This window comes from Bdellovibrio sp. (assembly GCF_036384735.1).
Classification (GTDB): domain Bacteria; phylum Bdellovibrionota; class Bdellovibrionia; order Bdellovibrionales; family Bdellovibrionaceae; genus Bdellovibrio.
In genome coordinates this window covers 226743-241619 of sequence record NZ_DASVLT010000010.1, presented here as the reverse complement: position 1 = coordinate 241619, position 14877 = coordinate 226743, and the positions used below count along the sequence as shown (strand labels likewise).

Genomic DNA, 14877 nt, shown 5'->3' with positions numbered 1-14877 from the left:
TTGCATGATCCTTAAAATTCCGTTTGACCCATCTATAACTTTTGTTAACTTCTTGGGCCATCGGAGGCTCCATGAGAAATTGGCTTTTAGCCCTCTCTGCCCTTTTAGCGTTGTCCGTGAATGCATCTGCCGATGATTCACTTTCTATCACTCCCCAAGATAGTCATACACTTTTCAATGACAGTATCGATCAGGCCAAAACTTCGATTGATATGATGATGTATCACTTGTCTGACTTGGAAGTGGTTAAACACCTAGTCGCTGCCCAACAACGTGGTGTGAAAGTTCGCATCATCTTGGACGGCAAAAATTTGGCCGGAACGACTGCAAAGAATATTGGTCAGCAACTGAGCTCGGTCGGTGTTGCGGTAGTTGCAAGCTCTCCGGCTTTCTCGATCACTCATGTGAAATCTGCGGTGTTTGATAATTCTTGGGCCCTCGTCACCTCGATCAATTTGACTCGCACTGATTGGTACACTCGTGATTTTGGTATTCGCACAGAAGATCCAAATGTGATTTCTGAATTCGAAAAGGTTTTCGAAGCTGATTTAGTGAATGCACAAAACAAGACGATGGACACACCTGAACTCAGCAATGGCAAATTGGCTTGGAGCCCGGTGAATTCCAAAGACAAAATTTTGGCTTTGATCAACGAAGCTCAAAAGTACATTGGTTTAGAAGTAGAAAATCTTGGCGATAGTGACGTTTTAGCAGCTCTTGAGGCGAAAGCTAAAAGCGGTCTTAAAGTTGTTGTGATCGTTCCAGCATGTGTTGAGGGTGGCGGAACTCGCAATCTTCCATTCATGCAGCAATTAGCAGCCGCTGGAGTGGATGCACGCTTGAATGTGCCTCCTTACACTGGTTCAAATCCTTACCTTCATGCAAAGACGATCGTTGTCGATGGCAATGATTTCTATGTCGGATCTGAAAACTTCAGCTATAACAGTCTGACTCTAGCCCGTGAGCTGGGAATCATCGAAACAAATTCAGCCATTGCATCACAAATTCTTTCGACGATCGCTAAGGATGCTGCACTTGCAACTCCTTCCGCACAGATGTCATCGACATTCACCTGCGCTTCTCAAACGAACAGCGGCACTGCCACTGCTGGCAATTAAGTCTTTTTATTCTGGCCCTTGATGGATCTATCAGGGGCTGATTTCCTCCGAAGAATAAACACCTCTTGCGCACAGCACTCTGCCTTGATGAAACTTGACCCGCTAGAGTCACAGCGCTAGCTTGAACCATTACTTTTTACCAAACCAACGCGCTGCATTTAGGTTGTCAAACCTCAGCGCCCGCATGGAGGAAATAATGGCTGAATATATCAATCCAGATTATGTGCCAGAACCAGAGAAGATGAACGTTAAAAAAGGTCTTGAAGGCGTTGTGATGGATACATCTTCTGTATCTAAGGTAAACCCTCACACAAACTCTTTGATCTATCGTGGTTACCCAGTTCAAGATTTGGCTGAGAACTGCTCTTTCGAAGAAGTTGCTTTCTTGATGTACAATGGCGAATTGCCAAATGCAGCTCAATTGGCTGACTTCACTAAAAAAGAGCGCGGCTACCGCGAGATCACTGCCACTTTGTTGAACGTGATCAAAGCTCTTCCACAAAAATGCCATCCAATGGATTCTATCCGCACGGCAGTTTCTTTCTTGGGCGCCGAAGATCCTCGTATTTGGGATGCGTCCCCTGCAACCAACATGGACAAAGCGATCCAATTATTGGCAAAAATCCCAACTATGGTTGCTGCTGACTACCGCTTCAAAAAAGGTTTGGATTTCATTCCTCCAAAAGCGGATTTGTCTATCGCTGAAAACTTCTTCCACATGTGTTTCGGTAAAGTTCCACAAAAAGAAGTTGTTAAAGCTTTCGACGTTTCTTTGATCCTTTACGCTGAACACAGCTTCAATGCTTCCACTTTCACGGCACGTGTAGTGACTTCAACTCAATCTGATATCTACTCTGCAACTGTCGCGGGTATCGGTGCATTGAAAGGTCCTTTGCATGGTGGTGCAAACGAAATGGTTATGCACATGATGAAAGAGATCGCTGATCCTGCAAAAGCAGAACAATGGATGTTGGATGCTCTAGCTCAGAAGAAAAAAGTTATGGGCTTCGGTCACCGCGTTTACCGCTCTGGCGATTCTCGCGTTCCAACGATGAAGAAGTACGCTCAAGTTATGGCTGATGTGACTGGTGAGCAAAAATGGATGCAGATGTATACAGCTTTGGAAAAAGTTATGGTTGAGAAGAAGAAAATCTACCCTAACTTGGATTTCCCAGCGGGTCCTGCTTACTACATGATGGGCTTCGAGATCGATTTCTTCACACCGATCTTCGTTATGGCTCGTACAACAGGTTGGTCCGCTCACATCATGGAGCAAGCAAAAGACAACCGCATCATCCGTCCTCTTTCTGAGTACGTAGGTGCTGAACAACGTAAAGTTGTTCCTTTGTCTGAACGCAAGTAGTCTGCACTCCGACTTTGTCGGATTATTAAAGTCTACTTTTTATTTTAGAGCAGAAAAAAAGCCCAGCGTCGCAAGACCTGGGCTTTTTCGCCAAATTACTAATTAGCGTCGCAACAACCTACGAGTAGTTTGTTATTCAACGTCACCCACACCTCGCGTGAGTAAAGCTTATCTGACATTCCGTCATTGCATTTGCCGTCCTCACGAACTATCATATGAACAGATGTTTTTTCATCTTGAGCAATGATCGCCTCACCGACGGATTCAGACATTCCCTGTGGATAAAGTCTTTGCGTGATTTTTAAAGTCATATCTTGTTCACCGGGGGCACCGACCTTGAGTGAATCACCGACGACACTGATGTTCCAAAACGGCTCCGTACCCACACACTTATAGTTTTTTGCTGCGAATGCAGGACTTGCCATCATCACACAGATCCATGCGAAAAGAGCTTTTTTCATGAAGAACTCCTTTTTTTAAAAAAATCATCTTAATAAACTAACTTCGAAATTTTCTTCAACTTGCTATGTGCAAGTTCATCGATTCCCACGATTACCTTTCGTTGAATGCGAAACGAATCATCTTCTGATCAAAGCCAACACGTTCCGTGTTATAGGCGGCTAAAGTAGTTTCAAAAGTTTTGGCAAAAGTCGTATTCCGGCGAGCCGTTTCCAAACTTTCACGAGAGATGGCTAGCGATAACAGATAATCACTTTTCACAAGCAAGTTTTGAAACTCAAATTCGTTCAGTTTTGCAAAAGGGCCGCGTTTACGGTGTTCTTTAAACAAGAATGTCATGCGACTCATGTGCACCATAAGCTCTTCCGCATATTGTGCTTTCATCTGATCTTCATCGATATTATTCCACCACTTTTTAAAGGCACTTTGAGACATCGCATCGATGATTTTTCCGGCCTTGTCATCAAGACTGTCAGCCAAGGTATTCGCCGACTTTAAGCAATTCTGGATAGCGCGGGTCTTGCTGCCGTCTGCCGTCACCGCAGAGACTTTCTGCGTCTGTCTCACCTTGAGATTAGACTTCTTCACTCGCGCGTGGGCTGCGCTAAAGTTCATTAAAACGGCAATGGCCAAAAAGAATTGAGAGCACTTGGTCATTCTTATCCTCGCTGAAGTTCTTTGAAGATAAGTGATACAAACCTCGTGCCCTGTCTCAATCCAGGATAACTATCTGTGTGAGGCTCTCCAGTCCGCGGAGCCATAGGGACGATGGAGACTTTGCGGTTTATTTATTAAGGATCGCGCCCAAATGCTGATCTCGTCAGCTGTGGCACTTAAATCTTTCTCGTTCAAAATCGTAGATGGGATATCCACTTCACCGATGAAATTTTGTGCATCGTCGTGTGCTCCTTGCACCATCACGAATCCTTTGCAGACATCAGTTTCGCGAATCGCGCGAGCTAAATATTCTGCGCCCACGCTCACTCCAACCCCAACCACGCAATCGGCGTCCGTTATGGCGTGTTGCTTTAGGAATTTAAGAGCGGCTTTGATATCAGCCACCCGTTTCCCGGGGGATTCCCAACATAAGGCGGATGTTTCGTCTTCGCTATAGAAGCTATGATCTAACACGAGACACACGAAGCCTTCATGAGAAAGCTCTTCTGCTAAGTGTTCAGTCAGTTTAAGAGTTGCTCCGGTCATGCTTCCTTCAAACAGAATGGCAGGCGCCAATTCTTTTGCATCGTATGGTGGAATAAAGAGCGCGGCTTCTAAAAGCCGTTCTTGGGAAGGGATTGTCACAGTGAGTTTCATAAACATCTCCACTGCCTTAAGGCTAAATCCCCTAGAAATGAGTGGCCGAGAAAAAAAGGACTAGGCTGTGAGAATACACACCCCCGAGTTCAAGCACCTTGATCTATATTTATTACTTTTTAGAAAGCAAATCTGAATTTTCGATAAATGAATCCTGACTTTCTTTGAGTTGATAACGTCGCTTGATCATCGAAAAAATATTATCGCCGGCAACACCAATAGGCTCGCCGTTTAAGTTTTTTGAAAGACCCGCAACACTTGCTGATGCATCGGTTGCTGTCTTACGCGCGCTTCTTCCCGTCGTGCCTGCGCCACCCGTGGTATCACTCGAACTCGGGCCTGCGACAGGGGGTGTACCACCTTTTCCGGAACTCTCTTCATAACCATTTTCCGTGCTCTTTACTTTCTCGAGTTTCGCAATAGCTTTTTGTTCTGCTGCCGTGTTGGCCGCGAGGGCGGCATCAATGGCACTTTGTGAAATACCGGCTGAAGACATCGCCCCTGTAGATGATAAGTCACCAGAACTGTATGTCGTTCCGTCGACCGTGAAGTTTCCCGTCTTAGGATCATAGACTCCTGCTGCTACCAACTCACTCATAGTTGATCCCACCGCCTTAAAGTTGGAATCAGCTAGAGCCGCCGTCACATAGGCGTCTGTCGAAGTCGAATCGGTTGAAGTTGATGATGAAGAGCCATCCGTCGCGGCGGCCGTCGTATCTGCTGTTGTCGCAGAATTTCCGTGCTCGTTTCCTTGTGCGATATTCGTGAGTCCCATACTAACCAACAATACACCTGCCGCCACCTCCCCCCAGTTTTCACTGGCAGATCCACTTTTGATCATGTATCCACCTGTCACAACCTCGGCACCGCCAGCAACATAGTTCACAGCTTGCGCAAAACTATTTCCACTACTTGAAGAATTTGAAGAGTCATTTACACCCGAGGTATCTGTGGAAGTTGAAGTGGTTGTCGACGTCGCAAGTCCATCCGCAGAGGTCTTTGGGCCCTGGAAAATCAGCGCAAGAACTGAAAGTGCAATCAAAATTCTTAAACTCATACCCACCTTCATCTTAGTTACTCAATAACGTCGAAGTGTTGTCGCGATACCGATCGCGGATTTTTTCCCAATTTGATTTACCAGCCTGGCTTGTGACCTCTTTGCTCCACGCTGTTGCATCGCCTGCGGCTTTCGTTGGATCTTTGGCACCTCCAGGAAGGTAAGCACTGTATTTGGTGTTATCGGTATTCCCCGAACCGCCGCTGGCCCCACCGCCGCCGCTGCCAGTACTAATGACGTTTGTGTTTAAAGCTTTTTGAACGGCTGAAGCATCCGTACCGGTTGTGCTATTTCCGCCAGTGGTGCTCAGCGCCCCATTGCCACCAGTGGGTGCTCCAACGCCCGAGCTTGAATCACTGGAGGCGGCTGTGCCTGTTGTTGCATCACCGGTCAGCGAAGACAAATCGAGCCCACTTAAGCTCGTACTTGTTGTCGATGATGCATTTGGAGATGACTGTGCCGACAACGCTGAGACAGTTGTGGATCCCGCTTTATCCAGAGTGTTTTCACAACCCGCTAAACGAGGGTTTGCTTGGCAAATACATTCTGTCGTCGCCGTGTAGGTAGAGATTGAACATAAATCTGTCGTTGTCGACGTTGTAGAAGTGCCACTCGTATCATCTTCACATTTATTCGCGGCCTGCGCGCTTTTGATGATTGAAAGGATGCCTGACCCCGCAGAGATAATCATGCTAGCGTAAGTATATGTGCAGGCTTTATTTTTTGCTGCAATTGATTTTGCCGGAGAAGCATCATTTTCGTTTGTTTCCAAAGCCGCTACATCCATAACATTTTTTTGCCACTCACTTTCCCCCGCAGACACAATGACGCTCGAGAGATTCATGCAGGCAGCCTTTTGAGCCGCGTATTGAGGATCATTTTCTGTCACCGTCACTTTGCAGGGATTCGAGCAATAAACGGTGGATGCCAGTTCTTTGATATGAGAAATATTGGTGAAAACAGTGGAGCACGCGCTTTCACAAGTTGCTCGAGCCGCCGAGCAAGCTGCCGTATAGGCCGTCAAACCAGCTTGAGCAAGAGCTAAAGCTTTTCCCATAATACTACAGGCATCTGTCACTCCTGACGCTGTTACTAAAGACATTAACGTATTCACTTGATTTAACGTGCTTTGTAAATTGGGACTGGTTTCCTCGCGACAAATGGTTTTTGCAGTCGCCTGACTGTTCGTGCATGTCCCGTGCAAATTTGCATAATAAGAAGCATAACTTTTAATTTTAGTCAGAGCATCCATGACAATAACTGTTGCTCCAGTGTTTTGCGCTGTGGTCGCAAGGTTATACGTTTTCTCAACCGTTGCTTTTAAGTTCGATGCTTCCGTTTCGTAACCATCACTACTGATAGCTGGTGCGACCGTTGTGTCGGAAGTTGTGCTCGTATCTGCGTGAGCGAAGGCCGCTTGCAATATCGCGAAGATCACTACGGAATTTGAAATGAATTTTAGTGGTTTTTTCTTTTTCACGTGCACCTCTCGCTATGGAATCAAAGATGGTTGAATGACTTTGTAGCGATTTTGAATCTTCTGCCAAATATCTGAGTTAGGACCTGTAATACCGTCGGGGCCAGAAACTCCCGCAAGACCGCGACTTTGAGGCCCGATGGCTCCCCCCGGAAGAAATTGGCGCAAATCTGGCTGGCCAGCGCCTTTCGCGGCCTTCGCATCTTCAAGCGATATCGTTCCACCGCCGCTAGCACTTGTAGCAGAAAAACCACCGCCATTACCGCCACCATAAAAACCTGCATTCACATCCAAAGTGTCAGTGTTTGTTGTCAGACCCGCTTTTTTCGCTGTCGCCGCTGCCGCACCGTCTGGCGAATTGGATAACATAGCACCATTTCCTTGCTTGCCATCTACGGCGGCCCCATCAGTGATATTGGGCATTGTTCCTTGAGCAATATCTCCCGTGCCATATAAGTCACCGAGGCTGTCAGAGCTTGTGCTTAAACGAGATGCCGCCGACGTAGAAGCAAGTGTCGCGCTATTTGCGGATGTCGTATTCAAACAGGCTGTAGCATTTGGATTCGCAGCACAGATACAAACGGTATTCGACGCCATCTCTGTGTTGGTACAGTCCACCACGGAACTTGTGAAGTCCGTGCTAAGGGTTGAACCAGAAGTGAGGCTGCTACAATTTTTTGCTGCGATTGCAGTTTGGACAGCATTTGTTAATGCTGTTTGAGCCGCTGCTGCTTTTTGAGAAAGCCCTGAACATGTTTTTTGGTTTTCAGTAATTGCGGTCTTTGCGCTGGCGTTGACGTATCCTGAGGAAACACAACTATTATATGTCGAAAGAGCCGTTGCACAAGCTGAACCACAACTTTCAACAGAGCTTGAGCAACTCAATTCATACGCACCGATAGCGGCATTCATGACTTCAGAAACTTTGGCCATATTTGAACAAGCGGCAGCGACACTCGTTGAAGTCGCTGAACCTAAGGCTGTGGCAACTTGCTTGGCTTGAGACAGCCCTGAGTTCTGTGAGTCATCGCAATCACTCGATGCCGATTGCAGTGACGTCGAGCAAGCTTGAATAGCTGCCGCCACTTTTGTTTGGCAAGCCGCCACGACAGTAGAATCAACAACGCCCGTTGATGCTGTAGAACTGACTTTTGCCGCAGCCACAGCCCCTTGGCATGTTGCCGCACACTGAGCGTCGCCAGCAGCACACCCAGAACAATCCACCACAGTTGTGAATTCTGCATTCGCAACAGGTGCCTCAAACACGAGGCTGCAAAGAAGTGTTGCGATGATTGTGACGATGGTGTGTTTTGTTCTCATACCGAACTCATCGGTCTGAGATAGTTAGGGCAATATGTACCTTAGAATCGCTAATTTTAAATTATGAAAACTTCCACAGCTCTTAAATACTTACTAGAATTTAGATCAGCTTTCCGAGTGAAAATGGAGCGCACATTTACATACTCACTCCACACTCTTGTGAAATTGTGGAAGCATAGTTTGCGATGCAAACAGTTAGTCTAAAAGATTGAGGTTGATCATGAAGTTGCGAGCAATACGAAGAGCGCGCGCCTTCGCCTCTTCAGCTTTCAAACCTACGAAATACTCATCCACAGTTTCTACAAAAAGACGAAGCCACTGTTCAAAGTGGGCAGGTTTTAAATTCAATCGCATGTGCGGAGGAAACGGATGACCACGATATGTGTCTTCCCCTAACAACAAATCAGACCAAAAATTTTGAAGTTTTGGCAAATGCTCATCCCAATTTACTTTTGCTACGTCCGTGAAAATCGGACCGATGAATCCGTCATTGCGAACTTTGTCATAAAAGCTATTCACCAAAAGAATGATGTCTTCACGAGATTCTAACGGTTTTCTTGGAGGGTGCTGAGTCGTCATGATCGAGTTCTCTCATGAAACAAAAATCGCGGTCAATACGCCCCCTCTGTGGAGTTACAGGGCGCACTGCGTATAGAAAAAAGACCACTCTTAACAGTTAAGAAGTGGCCAACAGAAAAATACAATTAAGCTTCAACAAGCTCGATGGAATGCCCGTCGGGATCAAGAATGATCGATTTTTTACCATCAGGCATATCAGTGGGATCAAGAATGCACATGGCTCCGTCAATTTTCTGAAGAGATTCGACGGTTTTTTCCAAATCTGTAACTCTGAATCCTAATTGCAGGCTCGGAATCTGAGACTTCTGGACATTTTTGATGGAATACAAGGAAAACTCTACGCCGTTGTGGGTCGCGCGATATACTTCACTCCCCTTGTCAACTTTGGTGGCTTTAAACTGGAATCCGATGATCTGGTAAAATTCCAGCATGCCTTGTAGATGGTTCGTATTTATTGTGATAGAAGTGAAAACCAAGCTCATCACACCATTATCGGAAGCGAGGCATTATGAAACAAGAGAAAATTTACCTTAAAGACTATAAAGGCCCAGCTTTTTCGGTTGATTCCATGCACCTCGACTTCAATTTGAACGAAGACTTTTGTCGAGTTCGTGCAAAAAGCCAAGTAAAACAGCTTACTTCTGGTGCCCCTCTTCACTTGAATGGCGTGGATTTGAAATTGGTCTCTGTGAAAATCAATGGCGAGACTTTGAAAGAGACTCAATATCAAATCACTGCTGAAGAATTAATCATTCCAACTGTTCCGGCGGCATTTACTTTGGAAGTTGAAACGCAGTTGGAACCTCAAAACAATACATCTCTTGAAGGTCTTTACAAATCTAATGGCATCTTCTGCACTCAATGTGAGGCTCAAGGTTTTAGAAAGATCACTTACTTCTTCGATCGCCCTGATGTGATGACATCGTATTCTGTGACAATTGAAGCGGATAAAGCAAAATACCCTGTTCTTCTCTCAAACGGTGACCGTATCAAAGTTGAAGACTTGGGGAATGGTCGTCACAAAGCTTACTGGCAAGATCCACACAAAAAACCATGCTACTTGTTTGCACTTGTGGCCGGTGACTTGGGCGTAATCCGAGACACTTTCACCACCTCTTCTGGCAGAAAAGTAAATTTGGAAGTGTACGCTGCTCACGGCAAGCAAGAGCGTTGCTGGCATGCTATGGATTCATTGAAAAAGGCGATGAAGTGGGACGAAGAAGTTTTTGGTCTTGAGTACGATCTGAATGACTACATGATCGTAGCAATTGATGATTTCAATGCCGGCGCCATGGAAAATAAAGGTTTGAACATTTTTAACTCTCGCCTGGTTCTTGCGGATTCTTCCTCTGCAACTGATACAGACTTCCACAGTATCGAATCTGTTGTCGCTCACGAATACTTCCACAACTGGACGGGCAATCGCGTGACACTGGCAAATTGGTTCCAACTTTCTTTGAAAGAAGGCCTGACCGTTTTCCGTGACCAGGAATTCTCTGCCGATATGACAGAGCGTGCAGTGCAAAGAATTGAAGACGTGGATGCCCTTCGTGCGGGACAATTCGCTGAAGACGCAGGTCCTAATGCTCACCCCGTTCGCCCCGAGTCTTGCATGGCCGTAGATAACTTCTTCACAATGACGATCTATGAAAAAGGATCTGAAGTCATTCGCATGATGCAAACGATTGTAGGTCGTAAAGGTTTCCGCAAAGGCATGGACGAATATTTCCGTCGTCACGACGGTCAAGCTGTGACAACAGATGATTTCGCGGCAGCGATCTCTGAGCCCAATGGCAAGGATTTCACTCAGTTTAAACGTTGGTACATTCAGGCGGGAACCCCGGTGATCAATGTTCAGGAAAAATTCGATGCCGCTTCCGGCGAATATCACCTGACATTGGAGCAAAGCTGCCCGCCAACACCAAATCAACCGACGAAAGAGCCATTCCACATTCCATTGATGATGGGGCTTTTGGATAAAGCTGGTAAAGAATTGCCGCTGAACTGCGAAAAGATCACTCAGAATACCGACGGCAAGAACTTGATCGAATTAAAAAACCAAAAAGACACCTTCGTGTTCAAAGGTTTGAACGAACGTCCCGTGCTTTCAATTTTGCGTGAGTTCTCGGCCCCTGTCACATTGAACTGGAATGCCACAGATGAAGACCTGTTCTTCTTGATGGAAAAAGACGTGGATTCATTCAACCGTCGCGAGATGGCGCAAAAAATCGGCATGCACGTTCTTTCAAGCTTGATTCAACAATCCCGCCAAGGTCAGCCTTTAAAAGTAGACGAAAAATATTTGAAAGCCATGAGTGCTGTTATTCGGGACGAGCACATGGATCCTGCGTTCAAAGCGAAGATGTTGCAACTTCCAAGCTATGCGGTTCTTGCTCAATCAGAGCCTGTTCTTGATGCGGAAGCATTCCACAAAGCACGCCTGGCCGTTCGCCAAGCTATTGCTAAAAACAACAGAGCCCAGCTTCTTGAGATCTATCGCAAATTCAATGGCGTTGATCCAAAAAGCCGCGACACAAAAGTTTTCGGCCAGCGCCAGTTGAAAAACCAAGCCTTGCATTATCTTGCAGAGATCCACGATGCAGAAATTCTTGAGATGGTAAATGCTCAGTACTGGAATGCTCAAAACATGACAGACCGTATGACAGCATTGATGATTCTTGCTGACACAAAATCCACTTACCGCGAAGAGGCTTTGCACCACTTCCACGAAGAATGGAAAGACGATTCAGTTGTTATCAACAAGTGGTTCACGGCTCAAGCAACGACAACATCCCGTCCGGAAGTTCTTCAAGACGTGATGGCATTGACGAAACATCCCACGTTCAACCTTGGAAATCCGAACAATGTCTATTCATTGCTAAGAGCTTTTGGTGCTAACATTGTTCGCTTCAACGATCCAAAATTGAATGCTTACGAGTTCTATGCAGATAAAATTTTGGAAGTCGACGCGAAGAATCCACAAGTGGCCGCTCGTCTGTGTGCAGCTTTCAACTTTGTTCACAAACTTGATCCAAGCATGAAGGACAAAGCTATCACGCAAATCCAGCGCATGGTGGCAGTTCCAGGGCTTTCTAAAAACTCTCGAGAGCTTTTACAGTCAGCTTTGGTTCACTAAGTCTTTTGTTTAAGCATCTCTTTCGTCGGGCGCACAAATAGCATTCCGCTATTTGTGTCCCGCACCGATGAAGTCACTCCCTAAAAATCTGCGCCTTCGATAAACCCAAAAGCAGCCCCATAGATTAACCACGACGTCATCAAACACGACGAAACTTAAAAGATAATCTTCCTGATACGAAATTTGCTGAGAAAAAGGGGCTAAGGTATTTTGCTAAAGCGGATTCGACCTTCGCGGGGCCCGGATGGCCCCCAGCCGCAGGCTGGAGCGACGAGGCAGGATGCCGTGTCGAAGGAGCTTTAGCAAAATACCTTAGCCCCTTTTTCTCAGCAAATCCCCGCACCAACAAAAACTGATACTGGATTATTTCGGCCTTACACAGCAGTGGTGCAAGAATTCTTCCCTTGTTTCAGGAAGAGTTTTGAAGTGACCACGAAGGTCCGACGTTGCCGTCGTACTGTGAGTGTCTTCAATACCTCTCATCATCACGCAATAGTGTTTTGCATTGATGTGAACAGCTACGTGATCTGTTTCAAGCACATATTGAAGACAGTCTGCGATTTGTTTTGTTAAACGCTCTTGCACTTGCGGTCTGCGCGCAAAGTATTGAACCACGCGATTGATCTTTGAAAGACCGATCACTTTTTTATTTGGAATATAAGCCACTGTCGCCAAACCATCGATTGGCAAGAAGTGATGTTCGCAGAATGACAAGCATTCGATGGATTGAATCACGATCATTTGATCGTACTTCATCGTATTTTCGATCACGGTCATCTTCGGGAATTTATGTGGATCTAAACCGCCAAAAACTTCGTTCACGTACATCTTAGCAATACGCTTAGGTGTATCGGAAAGGCTGTCATCTTTCAGATCAAGACCTAGGATTTCTAGAATCTCTGTGAACTTTTCTGTGATCTGATGGATCTTTTCATCATTAGAAAGACCATTGTCAATCATCGGCGTTGGGCGCACGTTTTGAAGGATCTTTTTTACGTTCGTAGGGATGATGTGGCTCTCAAGAGAGGGATCCACTGTAACTGCTTTTTTCTTCTTGCTAGATTTTTTAGCCATTTTTCACCTTAAAAGAGAACCCTTATGCCTGAAACTTAAGCTTTTGGCAAATTTTGACTTGAGAGCCACTGGCGTATCAGTTCTTGTTCTTGACTAGAGGTGTCCTCAAAATGAATTCGCACGTGATGAGCGTGAATTTCCAGGATCCGCCCCTGACATAATAAATCGTCCACTTCCGTAAGAAGCAATGACACACGGTCCCCTACTTTGAGGTCAAAGGCAACGCTCTCGGGCAAGGCCACCTTGGCCCCTGTATACGACAAATCCAGAGATGTTGTCTGGATATTACCATTTAAAACGACAGGGATCTGTGCAGCAAAGCGATTGCCTGTTGGCGCAAACCAGTGCTGACGCCGATCTAAATAAGGGTAACGGAAGAAATAGAAAACCGTTCCCACAATAAAGACAACAAGCAAACAATCCATTAACTTTGCTGTTTGAAATACAGGATTTGCTCCGGGCACGGTTGAGTTCACCAAAATAATTAGGTTATAGAGCACAAAGATCACGCTAAGAAGGATCCCTAACATCCACGCCAATTTATGGCGTACCATAAGAGTGGCCCCCGCCCCGAAGATGAGCAGCCAACTGACACCATCAAAGATGAACGAACCTGTTCGTTGCCCCATGAAGATGTCAAGAACAGGCATTGCGATCAAAACTGCCGCTGCTAATTGCACAACACGGGGCCTTTCAAGACCCACTGACTTACTTTTCATAGGCATTCTTATCGGTTTGATTGACAGATGTTTGCAATTTTTTATTGCTTCTACGAAGCACTTCACAAATGATTGTCTCATTGTGAGAAAACTTAAATTTACCCTTTTTGCAATTCCATTTCTTTTACTTCTTAATTCAAAAGAGGCTTCAGCCTATCCAGACTTCATTGGATACGGATACTCCTCTTGCATCACCTGCCATTACAACGGTCTTGGTGGCGGAGCTTTGAATGATTATGGTCGCGCCTTGTTTGCGACCGAGATCACGGCTCGCGACGTGTATTCGAAAGACACAGATGAAGAAGAGATCGCAGCTGAATCAGGTTTTCTTGGCAAAACGCAGATGCCTTGGTGGTTTCGCCCCGGTTTAAAATATCGTGGTCTATGGTACAAGGTAAATCCGGGTAGCAATCAGACTATCGAAAAATACGTGAACATGCAGCAGGACGTGAACCTCAACTTCTTTGCAGACAAGAAGCAAAATATTGCGTTGATCACAACACTTTCTTATGCCGATGCGTATCCTCCGCACTCACAAGTGAACGAGTGGGATTTCTATATGAAAGAATACTATCTTCGTTGGAAAGCCAATAACAACTTGTGGTTCTACCTAGGGCAAATGGATAAGGCTTACGGCATTCGTAACGTGGATCACACAGCTGTGAATCGCTCGCCGATTACATTGGGTCAATTCGATCAATCTCAAGGTTTAATTGCCCACTTTACATATCCAACTTGGGATATCGCCGCGGAAGCATTCTTCGGGAACAGCTACGAAAAGGATTCAGAACGTTACAAAGGTGGATCCATTACTGGCGAATACCAAGTTTACGAAAAATTCAAAGTCGGCGGATCATTACTTCATGAAGAAAATGACTCTGCACGCTGGGATTTGGCGGCAGTGACTTCTCGCTTGGGTCTTTCCAAAGGTTCTTCTGTTCTGGCAGAAGTGGGTTTGCAGCAAAAGAAAGACAAAGTGGCGAATACCGATGCGACTTTGGGAACTTATGCGTGGATCGAGTCCTTGATTTCGATCCGTCGCGGTTACAACATCCTAACATCCATCGAAGCCAGCAAGTCGGACATCAACAAATCCTCTGCGGAAAATTTGAAATACAGTTTTGGCGCTATGATGTTCCCGCTTCCTCGCACGGAACTTCGTTTCATGGCAGTGAATGGCAAAGCTTACGACGACCAAAGCGGTCAGTATGATAGCTGGATGTTGCAATCTCAAATTCATATTTCTTATTAAAAGGAGGCG

General features: G+C 45.7%; 14 protein-coding genes. 4 read left to right on the top strand and 10 right to left on the bottom strand.

Going from position 1 to position 14877, the window contains the following annotated elements; translation table 11 throughout:
* Window positions 1-71: 71 nt before the first annotated feature.
* Complete coding sequence (locus VF412_RS03805) at window positions 72-1118, top strand: phospholipase D-like domain-containing protein (RefSeq protein ID WP_331337877.1); 1047 nt, start codon at window positions 72-74, stop codon at window positions 1116-1118.
* A 196-nt stretch (window positions 1119-1314) separates the two neighbouring features.
* Window positions 1315-2481: a bifunctional 2-methylcitrate synthase/citrate synthase gene (locus VF412_RS03800; protein ID WP_331337876.1), complete on the top strand. Its 1167-nt coding sequence runs from the start codon at window positions 1315-1317 to the stop codon at window positions 2479-2481.
* Between the two features lie 98 nt (window positions 2482-2579).
* Here VF412_RS03800 and VF412_RS03795 read toward each other — a convergent pair whose 3' ends face one another.
* The 8 genes from VF412_RS03795 to VF412_RS03760 form a co-directional block, all read right to left on the bottom strand.
* On the bottom strand, window positions 2580-2942 hold the full coding sequence (locus VF412_RS03795) for a hypothetical protein (protein WP_331337875.1): 363 nt from the start codon (window positions 2940-2942) through the stop codon (window positions 2580-2582).
* Between the two features lie 91 nt (window positions 2943-3033).
* Complete coding sequence (locus VF412_RS03790) at window positions 3034-3597, bottom strand: hypothetical protein (protein WP_331337874.1); 564 nt, start codon at window positions 3595-3597, stop codon at window positions 3034-3036.
* Between the two features lie 69 nt (window positions 3598-3666).
* The gene (locus VF412_RS03785) at window positions 3667-4254 is read right to left on the bottom strand and encodes an alpha/beta hydrolase (RefSeq protein ID WP_331337873.1); all 588 of its coding nucleotides are present in this window, start codon (window positions 4252-4254) and stop codon (window positions 3667-3669) included.
* 112 nt (window positions 4255-4366) lie between these two features.
* Window positions 4367-5311 (bottom strand): hypothetical protein, encoded by a 945-nt coding sequence (locus tag VF412_RS03780; RefSeq protein WP_331337872.1) that lies wholly within the window; start codon window positions 5309-5311, stop codon window positions 4367-4369.
* A 13-nt stretch (window positions 5312-5324) separates the two neighbouring features.
* On the bottom strand, window positions 5325-6791 hold the full coding sequence (locus VF412_RS03775) for a hypothetical protein (protein ID WP_331337871.1): 1467 nt from the start codon (window positions 6789-6791) through the stop codon (window positions 5325-5327).
* A 12-nt stretch (window positions 6792-6803) separates the two neighbouring features.
* Window positions 6804-8108: a hypothetical protein gene (locus tag VF412_RS03770; RefSeq protein ID WP_331337870.1), complete on the bottom strand. Its 1305-nt coding sequence runs from the start codon at window positions 8106-8108 to the stop codon at window positions 6804-6806.
* Between the two features lie 195 nt (window positions 8109-8303).
* Window positions 8304-8687: a group III truncated hemoglobin gene (locus tag VF412_RS03765; protein WP_331337869.1), complete on the bottom strand. Its 384-nt coding sequence runs from the start codon at window positions 8685-8687 to the stop codon at window positions 8304-8306.
* A 125-nt stretch (window positions 8688-8812) separates the two neighbouring features.
* A complete protein-coding gene (locus tag VF412_RS03760; protein ID WP_331337868.1) occupies window positions 8813-9169 on the bottom strand; it encodes a VOC family protein in 357 nt (118 codons plus the stop codon).
* Window positions 9170-9195: 26 nt separating this feature from the next.
* On the opposite strand from VF412_RS03760, the gene pepN reads away from it, so the two are divergent.
* Window positions 9196-11823 (top strand): aminopeptidase N, encoded by a 2628-nt coding sequence (pepN, locus tag VF412_RS03755; protein ID WP_331337867.1) that lies wholly within the window; start codon window positions 9196-9198, stop codon window positions 11821-11823.
* A gap of 363 nt (window positions 11824-12186) precedes the next feature.
* Here the strand turns inward: pepN and folE are convergent, their stop codons facing one another.
* Both folE and VF412_RS03745 read right to left on the bottom strand, forming a co-directional pair.
* Window positions 12187-12897, bottom strand: a complete 711-nt coding sequence (folE, locus tag VF412_RS03750; protein WP_331337866.1) for a GTP cyclohydrolase I FolE — start codon at window positions 12895-12897, stop codon at window positions 12187-12189.
* 35 nt (window positions 12898-12932) lie between these two features.
* Complete coding sequence (locus VF412_RS03745) at window positions 12933-13616, bottom strand: PilZ domain-containing protein (RefSeq protein ID WP_331337865.1); 684 nt, start codon at window positions 13614-13616, stop codon at window positions 12933-12935.
* Window positions 13617-13698: 82 nt separating this feature from the next.
* On the opposite strand from VF412_RS03745, the gene VF412_RS03740 reads away from it, so the two are divergent.
* A complete protein-coding gene (locus tag VF412_RS03740; protein WP_331337864.1) occupies window positions 13699-14868 on the top strand; it encodes a hypothetical protein in 1170 nt (389 codons plus the stop codon).
* The last annotated feature ends 9 nt before the right edge of the window (window positions 14869-14877 follow it).